This window comes from Proteus hauseri ATCC 700826 (genome assembly GCF_001654965.1).
GTDB lineage: Bacteria > Pseudomonadota > Gammaproteobacteria > Enterobacterales > Enterobacteriaceae > Proteus > Proteus hauseri.
Window position 1 is genome coordinate 86,276 of sequence record NZ_LXEV01000021.1, and the last position, 23,059, is coordinate 109,334.

Annotated in this window: 23 protein-coding genes and 2 pseudogenes; 13 read left to right on the forward strand and 12 right to left on the reverse strand. The window is 33.6% G+C overall.

The window, feature by feature from the left end; translation table 11 throughout:
- Position 1: 1 nt before the first annotated feature.
- The 6 genes from phoP to rluE form a co-directional block, all read right to left on the reverse strand.
- Complete coding sequence (gene phoP, locus M997_RS08260) at positions 2–676, reverse strand: two-component system response regulator PhoP (protein WP_064719638.1); 675 nt, start codon at positions 674–676, stop codon at positions 2–4.
- Positions 677–877: 201 nt separating this feature from the next.
- The gene (purB, locus tag M997_RS08265; protein WP_064719639.1) at positions 878–2,248 is read right to left on the reverse strand and encodes an adenylosuccinate lyase; all 1,371 of its coding nucleotides are present in this window, start codon (positions 2,246–2,248) and stop codon (positions 878–880) included.
- Between the two features lie 32 nt (positions 2,249–2,280).
- Positions 2,281–2,910, reverse strand: a complete 630-nt coding sequence (gene hflD, locus M997_RS08270; RefSeq protein ID WP_064719640.1) for a high frequency lysogenization protein HflD — start codon at positions 2,908–2,910, stop codon at positions 2,281–2,283.
- A gap of 2 nt (positions 2,911–2,912) precedes the next feature.
- Positions 2,913–4,016: a tRNA 2-thiouridine(34) synthase MnmA gene (gene mnmA / locus M997_RS08275; RefSeq protein WP_064719641.1), complete on the reverse strand. Its 1,104-nt coding sequence runs from the start codon at positions 4,014–4,016 to the stop codon at positions 2,913–2,915.
- Between the two features lie 90 nt (positions 4,017–4,106).
- Positions 4,107–4,559 carry an NUDIX hydrolase gene (locus tag M997_RS08280; RefSeq protein ID WP_064719642.1) on the reverse strand — a complete coding sequence of 151 codons (453 nt, stop codon included), beginning with the start codon at positions 4,557–4,559 and terminating at the stop codon, positions 4,107–4,109.
- Positions 4,552–5,181 (reverse strand): 23S rRNA pseudouridine(2457) synthase RluE, encoded by a 630-nt coding sequence (gene rluE, locus M997_RS08285; RefSeq protein WP_064719643.1) that lies wholly within the window; start codon positions 5,179–5,181, stop codon positions 4,552–4,554. Before rluE ends, M997_RS08280 begins: the two co-directional genes overlap by 8 nt.
- A gap of 138 nt (positions 5,182–5,319) precedes the next feature.
- On the opposite strand from rluE, the gene icd reads away from it, so the two are divergent.
- Positions 5,320–6,573, forward strand: coding sequence for an NADP-dependent isocitrate dehydrogenase (gene icd, locus M997_RS08290; RefSeq protein WP_064719644.1), 1,254 nt, complete (start codon positions 5,320–5,322; stop codon positions 6,571–6,573).
- Positions 6,574–6,671: 98 nt separating this feature from the next.
- Here icd and M997_RS08295 read toward each other — a convergent pair whose 3' ends face one another.
- The 3 genes and pseudogenes from M997_RS08295 to M997_RS08305 all read right to left on the reverse strand — a co-directional run bounded on the left by M997_RS08295 (position 6,672) and on the right by M997_RS08305 (position 8,593).
- Positions 6,672–7,805: a site-specific integrase gene (locus tag M997_RS08295; protein WP_064719645.1), complete on the reverse strand. Its 1,134-nt coding sequence runs from the start codon at positions 7,803–7,805 to the stop codon at positions 6,672–6,674.
- The gene (locus tag M997_RS08300) at positions 7,780–8,031 is read right to left on the reverse strand and encodes an excisionase (RefSeq protein ID WP_017628380.1); all 252 of its coding nucleotides are present in this window, start codon (positions 8,029–8,031) and stop codon (positions 7,780–7,782) included. Before M997_RS08300 ends, M997_RS08295 begins: the two co-directional genes overlap by 26 nt.
- Before the next feature lie 85 nt (positions 8,032–8,116).
- Positions 8,117–8,593 (reverse strand): annotated as a pseudogene (locus M997_RS08305) (HD family hydrolase).
- A gap of 646 nt (positions 8,594–9,239) precedes the next feature.
- Here M997_RS08305 and M997_RS08310 point away from each other — a divergent pair.
- The 4 genes from M997_RS08310 to M997_RS08320 all read left to right on the forward strand — a co-directional run bounded on the left by M997_RS08310 (position 9,240) and on the right by M997_RS08320 (position 11,535).
- Entirely contained in the window at positions 9,240–9,926 is a 687-nt protein-coding gene (locus M997_RS08310; RefSeq protein ID WP_064719646.1) for an outer membrane protein, read from the forward strand.
- A 607-nt stretch (positions 9,927–10,533) separates the two neighbouring features.
- The gene (gene cspE, locus M997_RS08315) at positions 10,534–10,746 is read left to right on the forward strand and encodes a transcription antiterminator/RNA stability regulator CspE (protein WP_064719647.1); all 213 of its coding nucleotides are present in this window, start codon (positions 10,534–10,536) and stop codon (positions 10,744–10,746) included.
- A complete protein-coding gene (gene ymcF, locus M997_RS17720) occupies positions 10,730–10,894 on the forward strand; it encodes a cold shock small protein YmcF (RefSeq protein ID WP_109406108.1) in 165 nt (54 codons plus the stop codon). The genes cspE (M997_RS08315) and ymcF (M997_RS17720) overlap by 17 nt, the downstream gene beginning before the upstream one ends.
- A gap of 182 nt (positions 10,895–11,076) precedes the next feature.
- Positions 11,077–11,535, forward strand: coding sequence for an Hsp20 family protein (locus M997_RS08320; protein WP_064719648.1), 459 nt, complete (start codon positions 11,077–11,079; stop codon positions 11,533–11,535).
- A 117-nt stretch (positions 11,536–11,652) separates the two neighbouring features.
- Here the strand turns inward: M997_RS08320 and M997_RS08325 are convergent, their stop codons facing one another.
- Positions 11,653–12,135, reverse strand: a complete 483-nt coding sequence (locus M997_RS08325) for a glutathione peroxidase (protein WP_064719649.1) — start codon at positions 12,133–12,135, stop codon at positions 11,653–11,655.
- A 1,449-nt stretch (positions 12,136–13,584) separates the two neighbouring features.
- Here M997_RS08325 and M997_RS08330 point away from each other — a divergent pair.
- Positions 13,585–13,920: a c-type lysozyme inhibitor gene (locus tag M997_RS08330; RefSeq protein ID WP_064719650.1), complete on the forward strand. Its 336-nt coding sequence runs from the start codon at positions 13,585–13,587 to the stop codon at positions 13,918–13,920.
- Between the two features lie 690 nt (positions 13,921–14,610).
- Here M997_RS08330 and hiuH read toward each other — a convergent pair.
- A complete protein-coding gene (gene hiuH / locus M997_RS08335) occupies positions 14,611–15,024 on the reverse strand; it encodes a hydroxyisourate hydrolase (protein ID WP_064719651.1) in 414 nt (137 codons plus the stop codon).
- Positions 15,025–15,554: 530 nt separating this feature from the next.
- Positions 15,555–16,553 carry a hypothetical protein gene (locus M997_RS08340; RefSeq protein WP_064719652.1) on the reverse strand — a complete coding sequence of 333 codons (999 nt, stop codon included), beginning with the start codon at positions 16,551–16,553 and terminating at the stop codon, positions 15,555–15,557.
- Between the two features lie 491 nt (positions 16,554–17,044).
- On the opposite strand from M997_RS08340, the pseudogene M997_RS17895 reads away from it, so the two are divergent.
- The 7 genes and pseudogenes from M997_RS17895 to M997_RS08370 form a co-directional block, all read left to right on the forward strand.
- A pseudogene (locus tag M997_RS17895) lies at positions 17,045–17,164 on the forward strand (phage holin, lambda family); the annotation flags it as partial.
- The gene (locus tag M997_RS08345; RefSeq protein WP_064719653.1) at positions 17,157–17,561 is read left to right on the forward strand and encodes a hypothetical protein; all 405 of its coding nucleotides are present in this window, start codon (positions 17,157–17,159) and stop codon (positions 17,559–17,561) included. The pseudogene M997_RS17895 and the gene M997_RS08345, both read left to right, overlap by 8 nt.
- A gap of 414 nt (positions 17,562–17,975) precedes the next feature.
- The gene (locus tag M997_RS08350; RefSeq protein ID WP_064719654.1) at positions 17,976–18,497 is read left to right on the forward strand and encodes a YagU family protein; all 522 of its coding nucleotides are present in this window, start codon (positions 17,976–17,978) and stop codon (positions 18,495–18,497) included.
- Positions 18,498–18,774: 277 nt separating this feature from the next.
- Positions 18,775–19,770 carry a YbgA family protein gene (locus M997_RS08355; RefSeq protein ID WP_064719655.1) on the forward strand — a complete coding sequence of 332 codons (996 nt, stop codon included), beginning with the start codon at positions 18,775–18,777 and terminating at the stop codon, positions 19,768–19,770.
- Positions 19,771–21,038: 1,268 nt separating this feature from the next.
- On the forward strand, positions 21,039–21,251 hold the full coding sequence (gene cspE, locus M997_RS08365; protein ID WP_064719657.1) for a transcription antiterminator/RNA stability regulator CspE: 213 nt from the start codon (positions 21,039–21,041) through the stop codon (positions 21,249–21,251).
- Positions 21,252–21,258: 7 nt separating this feature from the next.
- The gene (gene ymcF, locus M997_RS17725; RefSeq protein WP_239994673.1) at positions 21,259–21,399 is read left to right on the forward strand and encodes a cold shock small protein YmcF; all 141 of its coding nucleotides are present in this window, start codon (positions 21,259–21,261) and stop codon (positions 21,397–21,399) included.
- A 1,213-nt stretch (positions 21,400–22,612) separates the two neighbouring features.
- Positions 22,613–22,957 carry an immunity protein Imm33 domain-containing protein gene (locus M997_RS08370; RefSeq protein WP_064719658.1) on the forward strand — a complete coding sequence of 115 codons (345 nt, stop codon included), beginning with the start codon at positions 22,613–22,615 and terminating at the stop codon, positions 22,955–22,957.
- Positions 22,958–23,059: the final 102 nt, after the last annotated feature.

Below are 23,059 nucleotides of genomic sequence, written 5' to 3' on the forward strand. Positions count from 1 at the left end.
ATTAAGGTTTCATATCAAAGCGGTAACCTTGTCCGCGTACCGTTACAATGACGTCATCAGCGTATTTTTCGAGTGTTTTTTTACGTAAACGTCCCATAAGCACATCAATAGTATGACTTTCTCGTAATTCAGCATCAGGATAGAGTTGGCGCATTAAGGCATCTTTACTGACAACTTTATTTTGGTTACGCATTAGCGTTTCTAAAATAGTGTATTCAAAAGCGGTTAACTTAATTTGCTCGCCTGAAATCATGAACTCTTTACGCGACAAATCCAACTCAAAAGGCGCTATTACAAGGGTTTGTGAAGCAATGCCCATGTTTCTTCGCATTAATGCCTGAATTCGTGCAACAATCTCCTCAAAATGAAAGGGTTTCGTCACATAATCGTCAGCACCTGCATTTAATGCAGAGACTTTCTCTTGCCAACTTTCTCGTGCCGTTAATACCATAATAGGTAAGGTAATATTGTTTTCTCGCCACCTGCGAATAAGACTAATGCCATCTTCATCAGGAAGACCTAAGTCAACAATTACAACGTCTGGCGCACCTTCTGCGATAAAATAGTCTGCCTCTTTGGCATCTTCTGCTGCATCAACTTGATGTCCTGCATCACGAAATTGCACCGTTAAGTGATGACGGAGTAAAATATTATCTTCAATAATTAGGAGTCGCATTATTTCACCTTGTTTACAGTTATCCCCAACAGCCACTGTAAGACGATTATAGCGTGATAGCTCACTATCTAAATTAAGTATGTGGGAATGTTGTACTCATTTATAATCAAAAATAGGTTATAAAAATAAAATATGAAATAGCATATTTAGCGTATATAGCCATAAAAAAAGGCAGAGATTATCTGCCTTTTTAGTCGCTGATTAGTTGAGCTTATCAACAAGTTGGGTTGCAAAGCCAATATAACTTTCTGGTGTCATTGCTTTTAAGCGTACTTTTTCATTTTCTGGTAAATTTAAACCATCAATAAAAACACTCATATCTTGTGCAGTAATGCGCTTACCACGCGTCAACTCTTTGAGTTTTTCATAAGGTTTTTCAATACCATAACGACGCATTACCGTTTGAATAGGCTCAGCCAATACTTCCCAGTTATGATCTAACTCTTCACGAAGGTGATTTTCATTCACTTCAAGTTTATTTAGGCCTTTCATTGTAGATTGATAGGCGATTAATGCATAACCAATACCAACACCTAAATTACGTAAGACGGTTGAATCTGTTAAATCACGCTGCCAGCGAGAAACTGGTAATTTACTAGAAAGATGTCCCATCATCGCATTAGCAAGCCCTAAGTTTCCTTCTGAGTTTTCAAAGTCGATAGGGTTAACTTTATGTGGCATGGTTGATGAACCAATTTCACCCGCTATTGTTTTTTGTTTGAAATGGTTAAGTGCAACATAGCCCCAAATATCACGGTCAAAATCAATCAAGATGGTATTAAAGCGGCTAATACAATCAAAAAGTTCGGCAATGTAATCATGTGGTTCAATTTGAGTAGTGTATGGGTTCCAGGTAATACCTAATGAGGTAACAAACTCTTCACTAAACTGGTGCCAATTAACTTCAGGGTAAGCTGCTAAATGTGCATTATAGTTACCAACAGCGCCATTGATTTTACCTAAGATCTCAACTTGAGTGAGTTGACGATATTGGCGTTCCATACGATAAGCAACATTAGCAAACTCTTTACCGACAGTAGAAGGCGTTGCAGGTTGCCCATGTGTACGAGAAAGCAGTGGCAGTTCGCGATAATCTTGAGCCATTTTGCTAATAGTATCAATTAGTTCACGCCATGCCGGCAGCAAAATTTCTTGGCGCGCTGTTTCTAGCATAATGGCATGGGAGAGGTTATTAATATCTTCAGAAGTACAAGCGAAGTGAATAAACTCTGAAACCTGATGTAATGCAGGAATTGCTGCTACTTTCTCTTTTAAGAAGTATTCAACCGCTTTTACATCATGGTTAGTTGTTCGTTCGATAGTTTTAATGCGGCTCGCATCTTCTTCATTGAAATTAGCGACAATGGCATCAAGGAAATCGATTGCGTTTTTTTCAAAGGCCGGAACTTCTTTAATGTCGGTGCAAGAAGCCAGCTTTTGCAGCCAGCGAACTTCTACCTGTACACGGAATTTCAGAAGACCGAATTCACTAAAAATAGCACGTAATGACGAGGTTTTACTGCCGTAACGACCGTCAATAGGTGAAATCGCTGTCAGCGAAGATAATTCCATTGTTGGCAACTCCCAGGTTGAATTTTAAAGTATTAACATTGAGCGAGAAAATCATCAGTTTGTCGTAGGATCGTTTTTTGATGAAGTAAAAAATCAAAACGACGGCCACCTACTTGACGCCAAAGTACAGCACTGCGTATACCTGTTAGTAATAATGCTCGGACTTTAGCCTGAATAATTGGGTTACGTAATAACTCAACAGAGCCATGAACTTGAATACGAGGCCCTACTGGACTCACCGCATCCACATAAACGCCTGCAAGTGCATTAAATACACCATCAGACATTGGCTCAAAATAGCTTTTTTGGCGTTCTAATTGCGCAATTTTTTGTGATAATTGGGCGCTGTATTGGCTATTTTTGCTGATAAGGCGTTCAAGATTGATTAAACCTTGCTGATAAGTCATTAGCTCAAGCGTAAGTTTTTCTCTTCTTACTGCTTGATGAATGGCTTTCAATGTTTGGAAGCCTAATTTCAGATGGCTTATTTGATTGCCATAAACATCAAGTGTTGATGTCGGATTGATATTAAAAATGCTGTTGACCATCACCTCAACATCTTTCTCATCACAGCTACCTTGATAAGCAAATTGCTGAACAAGACGGCTTGCCTGGCAGATACCTGCCAGTGCAAGGGTAATATCACGAAAATCTTTAGCCACATCTACTCCTGAATTCGAGTTTCAATAATACCGCCGCCTAAACAGATCTCATCTTGATAAAACACAGCTGATTGACCCGGTGTAACAGCAGCAACAGGATGATCAAAGCGAACTTCAATTTTATCTTCGCCTAATGGCGTTACTGTACATGCAATATCTGGCTGGCGATATCGCGTTTTCACTGTACAGCGGAATGCTTGGGTAACAGGTTCTCTAGAAACCCAATGAAGTTGCTGGGCAACTAAGCCTACAGACATTAATCTTGGATGTTCATGGCCTTGTGCAACGATAAGAATGTTATTTTCAACATCTTTATCGACAACATACCAAGGATCTTCTCCACCATCTTTTGTGCCGCCAATCCCTAAACCTTTACGCTGACCTAAAGTGTGATACATCAAGCCTTGATGTTCACCGATAGTTTCGCCATCGACAGTAATAATAGGGCCTGGTTTTGCTGGTAAATAGCGAGATAGAAAATCAGTAAACTTGCGCTCGCCAATAAAGCAAATTCCTGTTGAGTCTTTTTTCTTCGCAGTGGCGAGTTCTAATTTCTCAGCAATTTTGCGAACTTCAGGCTTTTCCATTTCACCAACAGGGAAAAGGCTTTGTGCGATTTGCTGATGGCTTAATGTATATAAGAAGTAGCTTTGGTCTTTATTATTATCGACGCCACGTAATAACTGGCTTTTGCCATCGACATCACGGCGACGAACATAGTGGCCCGTTGCAATATAATCAGCACCTAGATCTTCAGCAGCATATTCTAAAAACGCTTTGAATTTTATTTCTTTATTACAAAGAATATCTGGATTAGGCGTGCGACCAGCTTTGTATTCGGATAAAAAATGTTCAAAAACATTATCCCAATATTCAGCGGCAAAATTAATAGTGTAAAGTTCTATGCCAAGTTTATCGCAGACGGCTTGCGCATCAGCAAGGTCTGTAGAAGCTGAACAATATTCGGTATCGTCGTCTTCTTCCCAGTTCTTCATAAACAGACCAACGACCTGATATCCCTGTTCCTTTAGAAGATAGGCTGAAACGGATGAATCAACGCCACCGGACATTCCTACGATGACTTTTTTTTGGCTGTTATCTGACATAACTGAATCTCACTGCGGAAAAATAAGCGCCATACTTTACCATATCGCTAACAGGGGTGCACCAAACGAATACGTTTTCTTATTTTGTTTTTAAAGTTTAAAAGGTGCGCCGAAACTATCTAATAAAGTCAGAGGATAATGTTCGCCTTGTTGATAACATAAAAGGCTTTCTCTTACTAAAGGCGAGCGTAACTGTTTGCTATTAATGATTTCATCAAAACTAACCCAATGGCAGCAATTTATATCATTATCATTAGGTTGTGTTTTGTGTAATTCTGTTGTTTCAATCAGAAATAGAAAACGTAAAAAAGGCGTATTATCTGGTGCAATCCATTGATGTAGTTTAAGAAAATATTGAACTGGTAGTGTTAAACCCGTTTCTTCCCATAACTCGCGTTGAACTGCCTGTATTAATGTTTCATTCGCTTCAAGATGACCCGCAGGCTGATTCCATGTGGCTTTTCCGTTGACTGTTTCTTCAACAACCAGAAATTTATCTTGTGCATGAACGATACAAGCAACAGTGACATGTGGTTTAAACAAGATTGATCTCCTTCCATTCACCAGGGAGTAGGCTATCTAGCGTAATATTCCCCATACTAAAACGAATAAGACGTAAAGTTGGGTAACCTATATGTGCTGTCATTCGTCGGACTTGGCGATTTTTCCCTTCAAACAACGTTATTTTTACCCAAGATGTTGGGATGGTTTGACGTTCTCTAATTGGCGGGATCCTTTCCCATAGCCATTTAGGTTGCTCTACTATTTCAATTTGTGCAGGTAATGTTTTGCCATCTTTTAATATTAATCCTTCACGAAATTGTTGTAATTGTGAGGCTGTTGGTATGCCTTCTACTTGAGCATAGTAGACTTTGCCGGTTTTTTTACTTGGTTGAGTCAGTTTTGCTTGTAGCTTTCCATCATTTGTTAAGATGAGTAGACCTTCACTATCTCTATCAAGTCTTCCAGCAGCATAAATATCAGGAATAGGGATAAAATCTTTTAGTGTTTTTCGTCCACTTTCATCAGTGAATTGGACTAGAACATCAAAAGGCTTATTAAAGATAATCACTTTACGCTCACCTCTAGAGCGAGCGGGTTTTCCTCGATGAGTAGAAGAGAAATGTTTTTTTGTTTTAGTCGTATTTTTAAGTTGATTTGGCATAGTTTATTTATGTAAAAAATGGGAGATTGATTATACCTTAAAAGAGAAGCGATTGGCGTTAGCTGAATAATCAAGTAGTATTGACAGGTCTCTTACAAAAAATTAACAAAGCGTGCGCTTATATGAAAGGAGAGGTAAATGGAAAGCAAAGTAGTTGTTCCGGCTAATGGCGCTAAGATTACACTAGATGCTAAAGGTAAGCTTGTTGTTCCAAATAATCCGGTTATTCCTTATATCGAAGGGGATGGTATCGGTATCGATGTAACGCCAGCAATGTTAAAAGTTGTTGATGCGGCGGTTGAGAAAGCTTACGGCAAAGAACGTAAGATCCAGTGGATGGAAGTTTACACTGGTGAAAAATCAACACAGGTTTATGGTAAAGATGTTTGGTTACCAGAAGAAACCTTAGATCTTATCCGTGAATATCGAGTTTCTATTAAAGGCCCTTTAACAACGCCTGTTGGTGGCGGTATTCGTTCATTGAACGTGGCATTACGTCAACAACTTGATCTTTATGTGTGTTTGCGCCCAGTTCGTTACTACAAAGGCACGCCAAGCCCAGTTAAGCAACCTGAACTTACTGATATGATTATCTTCCGTGAAAACTCAGAAGATATTTATGCTGGTATCGAGTGGAAAGCTGGTTCTGCTGAAGCAGATAAAGTAATTAAATTCTTACAAGATGAAATGGGTGTCACTAAGATCCGTTTCCCACAAGAATGCGGTATTGGTATTAAGCCATGTTCAGAAGCTGGAACTAAACGTCTAGTTCGTGCTGCTATTGAATACGCTATCGATAATGATCGTGATTCAGTTACATTGGTACACAAAGGTAATATTATGAAATTTACCGAAGGTGCCTTTAAAGACTGGGGTTATGAGTTAGCGCGTGAAGAGTTTGGCGGTGAGTTATTAGATGGCGGCCCTTGGGTTAAAATCAAAAATCCTAAAACGGGTAAAGCGATCATTGTTAAAGATGTTATCGCGGATGCATTCTTACAACAAATCTTACTACGTCCAGCAGAGTATGATGTTATCGCATGTATGAACCTTAATGGCGACTACATTTCTGATGCATTAGCTGCGCAAGTTGGTGGTATTGGTATTGCTCCAGGTGCAAATATTGGTGATGAGTGTGCTTTATTTGAAGCGACTCACGGTACCGCGCCTAAATATGCAGGCCAAGATAAAGTAAACCCAGGTTCTATTATCCTTTCTGCTGAAATGATGCTACGCCACATGGGTTGGACAGAAGCGGCTGACTTAATCATTAAAGGTATGGAAGGCGCGATTGCCGCTAAGACCGTAACTTATGATTTCGAACGTCAGTTAGAAGGCGCTAAACTGCTGAAATGTAGCGAGTTTGGTGACGCGATTATCAAACATATGTAATTGTTGATTTGATAAATAGTTAACGGGAGCTTATTAGTTCCCGTTTATTTTTTGTACTATAAAATTCTTCCCCAAAACTCCTCCCCAAAACTGTTCAATTAAACAGCAATAATTTGCCATTCTTTGCCTCTATCGTCGTGGTACTTATCGGTCATATTTTGTGTTTTATGCCCCAATAATTTTTGTGTATTAATTCCTTGTTCTCGATAAAGTCGCTCGGATAAAGATCGTTGCTCATGGAAAGTTGGTGCCGTACCTTTTTCCCAAGTTAACCCACACTTATCTCGCGCTTTTTTAAATGTTGTGGTTAACGTATTTGGCGTGACTTGTTCACCGCGTTTCGCTTGTGCGGTGGTATGCCGATAATGCACGAGATATTTACTTACAACAGCATCACGACATTGAGCAACAACCTCCCTTAATGAGAGGTTGATAGCCTCACATTTAAGCGAGAGAGGGATGGCTAACTTACTGCCCGTTTTTTCTTGCTGTATATGTAACATGTCATCCCAAATATCAGAGAATTTCATTTTACAGATATCACCGATCCGCTGACCTGTGGTTAAGGCCAGCAACATGCCACATTGCAAGTAAGGAGGGTGGTTCTTAGCTTGCTGGTAAATAGTGCGCCATTCGTCCAATGTCATGCGTTCTCTTTTCACTCTGTTCCGTGGTTGTTTAGTTGCTTTCGCAGGATTGTAACCAGGAGGAACATAGCCAGCATGTTGAGCTTCTTTAAATACATCAATAAGCACCATGCGAACGACCTGAGCCATTCTTGAATGTCCTAATACTTTGACGGAATCTATTATTTCAGCGATATCTAATGCGGTTATCTCTTTTAATATTTTCGTACCACAATACTGACGGAATAAATTAATAGGTTTCATTTTTTGTCGATAAGAATTAATTTTTAATTCACCGATATCTAATCTTTCTTTTTGAATATCTAAATATTTATCTATCCATATATCGACAGATATTTCAGACTTATTTGTCTTAATTTTTGATAACCGTTCATTAATACTTAATAACTGTCGAGTATGTTGTTCAGCAATAATTGTATTGGCTTGAATGGCGGTTTCTCTCGCTTCTTGCTCGTCGGTGCCTAAGTTATGAAATTTACCGGTGATGGGATGTTTATATTGCCAATAAATTTTGCCGTTACGTTTATCTAACTTTCGATATAGATTAGGGATGATAATTTTATGGGTTCGTGGTCGGGCAGCCATCTGTAATTATCCTCTTAAGTCGTTCCGTTGATTTAGTAGGAATTTGAGGGAGAGACAGATAGCCCACATAACGAGCTTCTCTATCAACCATCCACTTGCGGCCCACTTTCATTGCAGGTGGTGCAATAAGGTTATTCTTTGCGTATTTTTGTAATACCGTCATGCAAGGAGAGGCATCTCCAAATTCCAACCTTGCCCACGCTTCAAGAGTCACCATTCTTGACATATTTTCTCTCCATACTGCCGTATACAGTTTAAATAGACGTTAATTATGCTGGTGGTATTTATTTAAACTTTTTAGAACTGTTTATTTAGTTCCTTTTACTTAATTCATTAAATCTACGTAAAAATAAAACTTTGGCTTGTAGTGGGGTTAATGGATTAACAATAAAATCACTCGTAGGAATACCTTCAAGCATTAGCCAATTGCTACCCACATCAATTTCTAAATCTCGTTTTTCGGTTGCTAACATCATTAAGTCGGCTAAATGCACAGCGTCCGACATAACGGGTGGTAAGTTATATTTTTGACGAATAACAGCATCAATTCTTTTTTCTATCACCTTATATTCAGGCAACAGCTTTTTAAGTGGTGATGGTCGCTCTTTGGCATAAGCCTCATTGGCATCATGAAATAAGGCTTCTAAAGCATGGTCAGGTGCAACTAAATAGCTAATAGATACAGAGTACTGAGTAATAGAATAGAAATTATCAAGCTGTTCATTAAAACGTCATTTATTAGCAAACCCATTGGCAATATCTTGAATATCTATATCTTCAATCCGTATATCGAGATAATAGAAATATTTATTTGTTGCTGTTTATTATTCTCTTCACACAATAAGAAAGGGTACTCGCTAAGTGGATACCTAAGATGAATTATCATGGATAAATACCAGCACCCTAGGAAAAAACAGTGTTAGTGTGATAAAGGTTCATTCTGTGTTACGCCTATTGTCTATGAAAACTTCGCTAATTTAGCCGCGTTTTATTTTTTCTATCGTTTTATAATTGATTTTATTTCACTATCTCACTTATTTAAACCTCTATTTCTAAATTAATCGCGGCTAAGAAAATATTGTAAATATGGGGCATTTATTGAGTTTTAGAGAGTTAAGTCTCTGATTAATTATTTGAAAAATCTTGTATAGTAAGCCTCAATATATAAAAGTAATTTTCTTTATATATCAATTTGATAATAACAATATAAGGTATGTGAAAATTTATTTATGATCATCTGTTGGATGGGCCAAGCAATTATTTATTAATATCATTAATAGCAAGTCAATCTTATCTAAAGAACAATACTTCTACTTAATCAATAATCGACTTAAGTCAAATAAACTGAATATATCATTCAAATAACTAGTATTTACTTATAGTTATATATTGCGATAATTTCTCTCGAAAATACTAACATAAAGGAACTATAACATGAGTAAATTACAACTGTTGGTTGTAGGATTGGTTTTTGGTTGCACGACAGGAAGTGCTTTAGCATCAACCAGTAATGAAGGTTACTATGGTGCAGCAAGGCTCTCTAAAGTATGGCAAAAAGCAGATAGTATGGATACAAGTAGCAGACCAGGCATTGGTCAATTTGTGTCCGGTGATGAGAAAGATGATTTTTATAATGGTTCTTTAGCTGCTGGTTGTCAATTCGGTAATGGCTGGCGTACTGAAGCTGAATATACTTTTAATAAAAAAGCAGAATACACTAGCGGTTCAACGACTTTTCCTACTAGCTTTAATCATCATAAAACAGAGTCTCAACGATTAATGTTAAATGCTTATCGTGACTATGAAATTTACCAGAGGATTTCTATTTATGGAACGGTTGGTATTGGTATAGCAAAAGTAAAATCATCGGGATGGCAAGGGAATACTTCACGCCAATATGCAAGTAATACAGATACAAACTTGGTATATTCTCTTGGTGCTGGTGTTAGTTACGAGCCTATCGATAAACTTAATTTTGACTTAGGCTACCGTTATGTAGATTTAGGTAAAATTGAGAGTGGAATGAATCAGTTTTCTAATGCTCGAGGCTTACAAGACGAGCAAATGAAGGCACACCTTAAATCACAAGAACTTGTATTGGGTGTTAGATATTTGTTCTAATTTTTTATAGTGTTATCTCATTGGTCATGTCATAAAAATAGCTAACTTTTGTTAGCTATTATTGATTGTAGCAGTCAGAGCGATATTTAACTTTAATCATTTTATTTAACGATCAACTTCTATTTTTATCAGTCAATCATCAGACCAAAAGTATTCTGTTGCATATTGACGAGAAAATTATCTTAAATGTTATTTTTGATGTTACCTTTATAAGGATATTTCAACTTTGTTGAAAAGGAGGGCATCTTAATTTAGCCTTGATACACACGTAATTTGTTAAGTTGAATTCCACATGTTTGATTATTTAGAATAACTTGTTTTGAAGATTGATTAGGTTATCTTTTTTCATTTTATACCTCTTTAATTCCAACATAGTAAAAGACTATCTGCAAAATAAAGTTTGCTATCTGAATTTTTCTATGGCTTAATAGCGTCACTGGTTTGGAAGTACAGGCCTATTTATGTTAGTAAGTTTAAAGTTGTTCCCGTTTAGCGTTATCCTCGATACCACTTCATTGCGAATTCCTTATAATTAATTCCCATAAGTAAAAATACCAAACAAACCGCATATGCCTTATGGCAAATTAAATAAATTAAAGGAAATTCTATGTCTAATACAATGTCTGGTACAGTAAAATGGTTCGATGAAGGTAAAGGTTTTGGTTTTATTACTCCAGCTGATGGCAGCAAAGATGTATTCGTACATTTCTCTGCAATCCAAAGTGATAGCTTCAAAACATTAGCTGAAGGCCAACAAGTTTCATTCACCATGGAAAATGGTATGAAAGGTCCTTCTGCTGGCAATGTGGTGGCTCTCTAAAGGCACTATCACTATTCGCCTCTATTTTAAATGCCCTTGTTGTAGCGGTTCACAATATAGAACATCACAATTTGATGTTTCCGTGAACAATCCACACGGCGCAAGATGTATATTTTGCAAAAGTGTGATGACAGCTCAAATAAGTTAAGCATTAAATAGTTGAATATATAAAACCTCGCTTCGGCGGGGTTTTTTGTTATCTACAATCTCATATCGGTCAAAGATAAAAAAATTAAGTTTTAGGGCTTGAAAAATACTTGCTCGTACATATTTATATTTTGGGCAATTAAGATACGCCCATAATTCACTAAATACTGAAGGAGGAGTTATATGCCTAACATTAAACCTTTTTCATTATTCCCAACATTATCTGACAACTTACTTTCAAACCGTTTTGATCAGATAGATCGCCTGTTTAGTCAGTTAACAGGGAGTAAGCCAATTGCATCACCTGTACAGACTTATAACCTAAAACAGATTGATGATAACCATTATGAACTGACAGTGAGTGTACCTGGATATCAAGAAAATGACTTAACGGTTTCATTAAAAGGAAGTCGTTTATTGATTGAAGGGAAAAAAGAAGAAAAATCAGAAGAAGATAATGATAAATGGATCCACCGAGGAATATCCCAAGGGCAATTTACATTGCAATTTGACCTCGGTAAAAATGTTAAAATAGAAAAAGCCGATTTATCAAGTGGGCTTCTGACCATTGCTATTGAATATGAATTACCCGAAGAAGAAAAACGGCAAACAATAGCGATAGAAAATAAAGATAAAAGATAATTGAGTTAGATAATGTGAATAAGATTAAGGCTACGCAAATGTGTAGCCTTAATTGTTTTTGTAAGGGAGCCTAAATTATATTAACCCAGACTTGGCTGGGTTCTAATGACAGAGTACTTAAGTTTCAAGTGCTGCAAGGATTGTGGCTTCCATTTTTTCTGGGGTAGTGGGCGGCGCAAAGCGCTTGAGTGGTTCACCGTTACGTCCGATCAGAAACTTAGTGAAATTCCACTTGATCCGCCCACCCAGCAGGCCAGGCAGCTCATTTTTCAAATAACGAAACACTGGGTGTGCGGTGGTTCCGTTGACTTCTACTTTTTCGAACATTGGGAAACTGACACCGTAGTTAATGTGACAGGTTCGTGCTATTTCGTCGGCGTCGCCAGGTTCTTGTTTACCAAACTGGTTGCAAGGGAAACCAAGCACGACAAAACCCTGAGAGGCGTATTTTTTGTAGAGTGCTTCAAGGCTACTGTATTGTGGTGTAAAGCCACAATGACTGGCTGTATTAACTACTAGAACCACCTTACCAGCGTAGTCGGCCATAGAGACAAGTTGGCCGTCAAGAGTTGTAGCTGTAAGTTGATGAAAGGTTGTCATATCAAAATCCTTAAATCAGAACCCGTCGACATCGACATTGTTACTCAGTACGTTATTATCGGCTCATAGGGCGTGGAAAGTCGTTTTCTTTTCTGATTGCGTGGCGATCTGAAATCATGTGGGGCTTGGCTTGTAAAATCAAACGAAAAAAACAACAAACAGGTGACCTTTAACCTGCCTCTCGTCGATTAAAATACCATGATGTTAGCTGAGTGTGTTTAGTACAAAACTAAACATTTTATCAGCAGCAGGCTGGCATCAACGAAGTGCAAACGTGACTTAACAATGATACATACAAAAAGTCACTATGGTAAGTGTTAGGCTTTCATTTGTACTCCTAGATTTTTCATCGAATTAATTAGAGAAAAATTATAATTAACTGTTATAAGATGGATTTATTCCCTCTCTTATTATGTTGTGTAGCTTAGTAACATTCACTTTGGAACAGAGCAGATCGTCAAATTGGATTTAGTCTTAAGCCATAATTATGTTTGGTCAAATTTGAATGGATATAGCTAAATTACTAGTATGAAAAGATCACCTAACACAATAAAAAAATGCCGACACGCTAGGAGCCATATCGGCATATAAAATAAACGCAAGAAGTAATGTAAGTTACGTCGTACTCATTCGTATCAGACCTGTTAAATTTGATACGCTATTAATAATAATCATTCTCACTAGCAGTTCAACCCTAAATTAAATAAGGTTACTTTGATCGTTTTTTGGCCTACGCTTTGACCGCAGAATCAACATTTACTTATACCGTTCACACAAGCGCTGTGAATCGAGAGCTTTAATTAAAATAATTCGGTGGCATTAAAAAAAATAAATAAATTACAGTTTAGCCTGTACTATTTATCAGAAATGGACAGTGAATAAATATTTCAGCCATTTTAACGGACAATATCCATATGGCTGATGGTGAAATTTAACAGCTGACTCAATTAATTTGTACTATTTATTCTGCAAGTAAAAAATAATATCGAATCGGCTCGCAAAAAATTAATCATGCTTACGACCCATTATTGGTGGTGATTGAACCCTATTGGCGTAAAAACACACAATAAAGTGGTGTTATTTGTTAGAGAAAGAAAAATAGTTTATTCATGATCACTTGCAACAAGCTAATACATAATATCAAGGTGTGGCTCTGTGATTATTTTCAATACATCAGCTGAAGAATATTTACCTAAGGTTTTATCTACAACAATAAATTTATTAATAATAAATGCTCTTTAATTATGCGACCAATATCTTTAGATATAGTTGGTGTTTAATAACAAAATTTAAGGAATCACTTAAAAAAATTACTTATTACTCAATTTATTAGTGATATTTTTTTACAATTAGATAAATCTTATGGAAGCCAATATATGGTTGAGTTAATTATGATAGATTGATTAGTGATGTATTAGAATGTGTATCAAATAGTATGTAGGAGATTATATGAATCTATTATTAAAAAGTGTTACTTTTGCTGTCAGTCTTTTATCCGCTGGTTTTGTTATGGCGGATAATAGCGATGAGATAACGAAAGTATCTTATGCATGTGAAAATAATCAAATAATGGAAGTTATTTATATAAATACAGCAAAGGATGGTTATGCAATCATTAATCAAATGGACGAAATGATCCCAATGAAAATTATGAAAATGGCTTCTGGTGCAAATTATGAGGCGATGAATAAAGATTATACATATAAGCTTTATACTAAAGGTGATAAAGCCGATTTAGTTGGAGACAATGACACGCCTGTATTAAGTAATTGCAAAGCAGGTTAATAGCTCGCGAGTTATTATTGAAAATTATTTGGCATTCTTATAAAGGTCACTCCGGTGGCCTTTTTCGTATCAGAGAAGTCATTATGAATATTTAACAAGGAGTAGAAATTCGTACACTATTGGCACAAATAGAGCAATAAGAGTAACGAGCTGGCGTGATAACTCATATTTCTATTAACTAAAGCATAATACACGGAAATTAAGTGGTGTCTTTCTTTTTTGATAATATTAATTTCATATTTTTCTAAGATATTTAAAAAAATAAATATTTTGAAAATGAAAAATTATTGATATTTCTACTGCTTTTTATTTCAGTTTGCGTAAAAATACCTGAGATTATTAATCTATAACGCGAGAATATGAGGATGAAAGAAGTGAAGAAAGCGGAAAAAGAAGACAATCAGAATACTACTGAGGTACTAAAAACTGATTGATTATATAATCAGGTTGATTTCATCAAGTATTGACGCTGTTTTATTTCAAATATTGCACAAAATATCCATACGGGAATTGCTTATTTTTCTCGTTATAAAATGCCAATTATTTATTAACGTTCACTTATGGAAAAATACGATATGATTAGATTAAGACGCTGAGAGGGAGAATAATAAATAAACCGCTGTAGAATAAAATAATAATAAACGCCAATTGTTATAATTGGCGTTGAATTTAAATATATTATTTTAAAAATTAACTACCTCGATAAGTGGAGTAACCATATTGGCTTAAAAGCAATGGAATATGGTAGTGTTCATTAACATTATCTATATGGAATTCAACGGGAATTTCAGGGAAAAAGCTTTCCTTTCCTTGTGTTTTAAAATAATCTCCAGTTTTAAACACTACTCTATAGTCACCAGCAGAAGGAGGAACCGAGTTATCTGGCCAGATAGCTTTAATTCTACCATCATTGTCAGTTTTTTCTGAGTTCAATAATACCCAATTATTTGACTGTTTTTTTTCTAATGTAACTTCAACATTAGGGGTTGGTTTTCCTGTTTGTTGATTAAGTATATGAACACTGAGTAAGTTACTGGCTGCCATTGAAAGAGTGGGAGCCATCATTAAAGACGACAGTAATAAAAATAGAATATTCTTTTTCATATAAATGTCCTTTCGTGATTTAAGTGGGACTATATTATCTACAATAGCTATTGAGTGACCTTACAATCATATTACAAATTTGTAATCTAGATGATTTAGTAAAAAATAGTGTGGGTTATAGTAATTGATGTATTTAGATTATCTATTAAATAATAATATTAGTGGGTGGGACATTGAAATGTCTCTTTATTTCCTTATAAATTTATGCAGTCATAGTGTTTTTATTTATTTACGTATTTTAATAAATAAAATTTAATAGCATAGAGCTATATTGTTAAATAATATTGGTCTTCTTCCCAGAGATATTTTACAAACACTAGATTATTAGTAATGAAACTGAGGGTTTTAAAAGCGGAGAGCCTCATAATATAGTTAGTATTTTAGCTGATATAAGGCTAATCCATATGGATTGTACTAAAATAATTTATTTGATAAAGAGTTAACACGCATTTATTCGCTACCATTTTTTATTGTCATTTCTAAAATGATTATAAAAATAAATAAAAAGCTAATCAATTTGTTTATATATGTTATTGCTTTAATTTATTAGTTCTTAAAACGGGGTCAATAAACCAGTGAATGGTTGAATTTAATGCTAACAATAGGGCAATGCTGATTGTAGATAACGTTAATATTATTATCATTAATAAATTTAACTCTATACAAAAATAAGCTAAGATTCGTAAAAAAACAAAGCAAATAATAGGATGAATTAAATAAATTCCTAAAGCATTGTTTGATATTTTTGCATATTTATCAGTTGATAAAGAAAAATAAATAATGCTAGATCCTAAAATAATACTTACTATGAAATTTAGAGCGTAACTAATGAATAAAGAGAGGTTTAAGTCAGCTTTAGTAATATTAATAACAAAATCATTAATGTTATTTTGATAAAAATGTAAAACTATAGCTAAGATTGTAATGCATAAAATTGTAAAAATAGATTTTTTTCTAAGTAAGGCGATTTTTTCATCATTAATAAAATAAGCTATTATGAAAAAAGGAAAATATAAAAGAATAGAAAAAAAACTTGAAAGGTTGAGTAAATGTTTTTTTGTTAAATAAGCAACAATCAAAGATATAATTAATATTAAAAATAAAATGATATTGTTAGATTTTATATTTTTTGGTAATACTAAGAAGAAAGCCTGCCATATGGGAATTGCTAAAAAAAACCACACTCCACTTTGAGGCGAGAAAAAATAATATTTTAAATTAAACTCATCTGAATAATAAAGAGGGATCATATCAACTGTTTGAAACGTAAAATAAATTATAATAGAGGGAAGTAAGTTATATCTTAATGTTTCCCATGTTATATTTTTGGTCATAAATGCAACTATGAATACAAACATAGGTATTAAAGTTAGGTCGAAAATACTAATAAGGAGCGAAAACTTATTTTTATCGACTAAATTTAAGTAAAAACTAAAAACAATAAGAGAACTTAATATAAGCTTCAACGAGGGCCAGTATGGTTGGTCATTATTTCTTACACTTGTAGGTGCTTTAATTTCTTTTTTCATACTTATGCCCTATATAAAATTAACTTATTGTATCGTATTGAGTCTCTGATTTAAAATAAATCTTTACAAAAAAGTATGGTAAAAGCCTTATTAAACGAATTTTTCAATAATTGATATTTTCTCTTACAGTATATGAAGGATAACGATAAATCAAAAATAGAAAAAACGGATCTATCAAGTGGGCTTCTAACCATTGCTATTGAATATAAACTGCCTGAAGAAGAAAGCGGTAGATAATAGGATAAAAAATAATTGAATTAGAGAATGTGAATGAAATTAAGACTACACATTAGATGTAGCCTTAATTGTTTTTGTAAGATCTTCTACATTGTGAATTGTGAGGATAAGAAAATCATCTAATACATAATGAAAAAATGTTGATGAGCTAGGAGTTATATCAGCATATAAAATAAACGTAAAAAATAATAATGGAAGAACATATTATTTGACGGTGTTACATGAACCTTGTTGCGTGATTTGTAAAAGATCTTTTAACGTTACTGAGTCTTAATCATAAGTTCGTCTATCTTGCCAGTATTTTTATGGGTTACGTTGGCGTAGATGACTTGAGCAAAATTATCAAAGATAAAGTGGAGATGCAAAATGACTAGACCAGCAAGAGGTGAGCGTAATAACAATCCGGGCAATATCCGTCATGGTTCGCAATGGCAAGGACTCTCGCCTCAGCAAACAGACAAAGACTTTTGCCAATTCATATCACCTGAATATGGTATTAGTGCTATTTACAAATTGCTGCAAACATATCAAAAAAAATACAAGCTTAATACAGTGGCGTCGATTATCAACCGATATGCACCGCCAAATGAGAATAACACGGTTGATTATATTAACCGTGTTGCTAAAGATCTTGGCGTAGGAATTAATGAGCCTATAAATACTTCATCCAAACCAGTTGCTATTGCACTAGCAACTGCAATTGTTAGTGTGGAGCTTGGATATCAACCGTATTCAGAAAAAGTATTTGAAGATGCTTGGGCGCTGTTATAAGTAACTTTATATCATAGTTCCTAATAATTCTTAAACATCTTTAGTTGATAATCTTCCATTATTTATGGCTATAAGATTAAGTAGTGAAATTTAAATGATAATAGCGTTAACTTTTATTTAAGATCTAGAGTAATAAAATATAAATATTATAAACACCATATCGATAAAATTAAGAGGCTTAGTAACCAATGAATAGATATGTGGCTAGAAATAGAGAGTGAATTTAGAGTGTTTACTCTATATTTATTGTCGTAAAAATAAATCAAAAAAGATATTTCACTCTTATTCATTGCTTATGTTTAAAATAAAATCTATTATTTATGATGAAATATAAAATATTTAATTAAAATTATAAACAGATATTCTTATCTCTACTATACTTATAAAATTCAATTTATAGAGTGTGAGTATATAATGATAGATTTATTTAAGTTAACGAAAAAAAGTTCTAGACATATTTGCATCGCAATATATGTTGGTGTTATAGCAGGTATTTTTTCAGCCTTGGTTAAATCTGGTTTTGAAGATTTAATTCCGCCAAGAACACTTGAAACAACACCTCCACCTGTGGTTTTACTCGAAAAACTGGGTTTAAATATAGATACTATGACTTATCATTGGATGGGATATAGTATTAATTGGGCTGGGAATGGTGTTCATATATTATTTTCAATAGTTATAGCAGTAATATATTGTGTTATTGCCGAATATTTACCAAAGGTTAAATTATTGCATGGTATTTGTTTTGGTATTGGCGTTTCTGTTTTTGCTCATGGTTTGGTTGTACCTTTATTAGGATTATCTAGTTGGCTTTGGATCGCCGGTTATCAAGCGCTAATTTCCGAGTTCGTGGGGACAGCGTTTTGGATTTGGTCTATTGAAGCCATTAGACAAAACTTACGTTATTGTTTAACCAAAGAAAAAGATGCTGAATAGATATATACACGAGATAAGAATATTCAATCTTAATCTGTTATGAGCTTCGAATAGAGCAGAAAAGCCTGACTTAGCTATATTAGTTACTTATTTTAAAGATCGCTTAGGCGATCTTTTTTATTTACCTAAATTTCTAATGTGATTTTTCTTGTTTTTAATGTAGTTACGCTCTAAGTTTTTTATAAAAGTAGTAAAGCAAGTATAATCTTACTAAGATAAATTTTAAGATGACCATATAAAGTTTGTTGTGTGAGTGATTTCATATGAGGTCGTAAGAATGATTAATTCAGATACTACGAGTATTAAAAATGATATTTCTGCTAAAAAAATATCTGTAGGAATTAGTGCGTGTTTATTAGGTAGTAGTGTTAGATTTGATGGTGGGCATAAACGTTTTCATCTTGCTGTCGATGAGTTATCCCATTATTTCGAATATCAACAAACTTGCCCAGAATTAGCTATTGGTTTAACTACCCCAAGGCCTGCATTACGGTTAGTTAAATCGAATTCAGGAGAGATTACGTTGAAGTTTAGTAATGGAAGCGAGGGGGATTTGACAGAAAAAATGAATCAATATTCTGTCGAATATTTAAACAAACTTAAGTCGTTGTGTGGGTATATTGTTTGTGCAAAATCTCCAAGTTGTGGGTTAGAGCGTGTTCGTGTATATGATGCAGTCGGAAATGGTAATCGAAAATCAGGCACTGGTATTTTTACCGAAAATATAAAACAAATAATGCCTTGGTTACCAATAGAAGAGGATGGTCGATTGAATGATCCTCATATAAGAGAGAACTTTATTATACGAGTATTTGCACTTAATGAGTTGAATGAATTGAAATTAAATTCATTCAATCGAGGGGCATTAATAGATTTTCATACTCGATATAAGCTGCTGTTATTAGCACATTCACAACCTCTCTATCGAGATTTAGGCCGTTTTGTTGCTACTAATAAAGAATGGGACTCATTTGGTTCTTTCTTTGATGAGTATCGAAATAGGTTTATGAAATTATTACAGCACCAAGCGACACGCCGCAATCATACTAATGTTCTTATGCATATTCAGGGATATTTTAAACGTTACTTAACATCGAACCAAAGACAGGCACTAAGCAACTTAATTTTAGAATATCGTCAAGGAATACAACCTCTATTGGCTCCTTTAACTCTTATAAATCATTATTTATCAGAGTATCCTGACAGCTATTTGGATAAGCAGAAATATTTTAATCCTTATCCTCAATTATTGAGGTTACGTTATGGTTTATAATAAATTTTTTTACAAAAAATAACTCTCTAAAATTGCAAAGTAGTTTGCATGTTTGGTTATTCTGAACAATTTATTTCAAAGATCACTTAGGTGATCTTTTTTCGTTTGTTTTATACCACTAAGAAATATTAATTAACCTAAATCATATAAGGTATAACTTCTGCCATGAAAAGAAATAACCATTGATATATGAAATGGCTGAAAAATAGCCAAATACAATGAAAAATAACTTGTGGATGATAAAAGATAACATACTAATAAATAAAATTTATTATTTTTAGAGATATAAAAATATCTTAAAGAAATTTTTATTTTTTATAAAGATGAAAGTGTAATATCTTTTCATCTCTTGTTAATTGAGTTTAATATTGTATGTTCTTATTAAATCTTTTAACATCGTGAGACTTAATAAAAACAGAATGAAAAATAATTATGAAAAAACTGCAACAACTTATTATAAGAGAACGTGGAGCTGACAATTATTACAGTAGTTTATCTGAAGAGTCGATATATCGTATAGCTCACAATTGCGGTAGAGATGAAATAGCTGATGCGTACATTCTATTGAAAGAGTGTAAATCTGAGCTTGCAACGGTACCTGAGTGGGACGGAGATACACAGGATGATATCTGGCGAACAATGATATTACTTCAGGCAATCTTGGATAAATGCAAGTAGTGGACATTAATTATTAAATAATAGTACACCTGTTGATAGCTCTATTAAATCATCAGAATATTTGGAGATGAGCTAACTACACAATAATAGATATCAGAGTGAAGATAAATTATTATTTTTATATGGCACTAGACGCTATTAAAATTCAGATATAAATTTATATCTCATGTTAAATAAGGCTTTTTTTGTTATTTTTTATTTTAAAAATAATAAAAAGTAGCTTTATTATTGATACCATCATTAATGATAATCGCAGAACTTGTGGAAAAACAGATAAAAGCTAAGGCTGAAAAATGAATAGAACGAGTATGATATCGCTGATGAAGTGAGTATACAGATCAAACTATAGCAAGAATAAAAAAGATTCATTGCAAAATAATATTTGCTATCTGAATTTATCTATGGCTTAATGATGTCACTGGTTTGGAAGTACAGGCCTATTTATGTTAGTAAGTTTAAAGTTGTTCACCATTTAGCGCTATCCTCGATACCTCTTCATTGCGAATTCCTTCTAATTGATGCCCATAAGTAAAAATAAAAAACAAACCGCATATGCCCTATGGCAAATCTAATAAATTAAAGGAAATCCTATGTCTAATACAATGACTGGTTCAGTAAAATGGTTCGATGATGGTAAAGGTTTTGGTTTTATTACTCCAGCAGATGGCAGCAAAGATGTATTCGTACATTTCTCTGCAATCCAAAGTGATAGTTTCAAATCTTTAGCTGAAGGCCAACAAGTTTCATTTACCATCGAGAACGGAATGAAAGGTCCTTCTGCTGGTAATGTGGTAGCACTTTAAAGACACCATAACTATTTATTTCTATTTAAAATGCCCTTGTTGTAGCAGTTCACAATATAGAACATCACAATTTGATGTTTCAGTGAATAATCCACATGGCGCAAAATGCATTTTTTGCAAAAGTGTGATGACAGCGCAAATAAGTTAAGCATTAAATAGTTGAATATATAAAACCTCGCTAATAGCGGGGTTTTTTGTTATCTAGTATAAAGTGAATTCTAATACTTCTTAAGTATAAAATAATTTAAAAAATCTAAATGTTATGCCACTGATAATTGAAAATTATTTTTCTAAGTAATTATAGCGTTAAATAACAAGAATATTACTAAACCAAAAAAATATATATTTAATATTATCTTCAATTTATTTATTGTTATTAGATGAGTAATCATTAGAAATAACCTTATTAAAAAAGTCTATAAAGTTAAGCTATCTATTATGAGATAAAATTAATATTTAATTCCAGTATTTATTTAAATGATTTGAAATAAATAAAGAGAAAATGGAAAGTATTTTTATAAGAATTATTACTATTACAACCTCATATAGTACATCAACTAGACGTTTAATTTAAAATACACTTATTTCAGTAGACAAATAGTTAAAGAGAATATGACTAACGCTGGCTTAGCTGAATTTTTCATAATGAATTATTTTTGAAAAAAATAAAAATCATTATTGTCATTATATTGAATAATAGGATTGTATGATCCTTATATTAGAAGAGTTTATTCTCGGTATATTTTACCAATACAGGTAAGGATGAATTCAAGATACTAGATGTAAATAAAAATGATGTGCTTAATGAAATGTTTGATCAAGAAGTTATTGCAGCAGCATGTATAGACATGGGGTATAACGCCGGAATGAGAGATTTCCTTTATTGTGTTAATAGTAAAAGAGAATGAATTACTATCTTCAAATAAATTATGCGTAACCAAAAACCAATCAATAATAGATGTGTTAGCTTTAAAATATCATTGTAAAATAGAACATTAGTAAAAAAGAAGAAAGCCCAATGTGGCGGCATTGGGCTTAGTGGCTCAAATAGATGGGTATAAAAAAACTATTAGAGACCTCTATAAATGTAGCTAATTTTCATTTATATAGTTAACAATTAATGCTTTTTTATAGCAAAGAAATGTAAATAATCTAAATTTTCGTCTTGTCTGGCCCAAAACGTTGTTTTTTTAAACAATAATAAATTTCAAGGCATATATTTAGCATTTCGCTATAAAAATAACCAGCCACATCAATTTAGGGCTAATAATGTTTGTATTAGTAAGTATTATTTAATCTGTATAACATACCGAGTTAATTTATAATGTTTTACTATCAAGAAGAACTAAAGAGAAAGAATAATGCAATATAATACTCATAAAAAACAACCAAATAATAAGCAAACTGAAATATGTAAAAATTATGGAGTATCACCTTTAGAGCCTGAAGAGAAAGTGGCTATTGCATTGAATACATTAAATGATAGCCCTATTTATGGAATTCGTATTGAGTTACCAGAGAATGGCGATATAAGCTGGTTTTTTTATTGTGGTAAATATTCTAAAGCAGATGATTTTTATCAAGTTATACACACAAAACATTTATATGATAAGTTACCAGAAGTCGTTAACTATCTTTACTTACCGGAGGGAAGCAAATTTATTATTGATAGAAATGGTTATGAAGATATTTGGTTTGATAAATAAAAATAACTAAATGTAAAGATAGCATAAAATATAATGACTAAAATTTTAATTGATATTCGTCTTATTTTTGACATAAAAAAATGACATATTAACGAGTTTAGG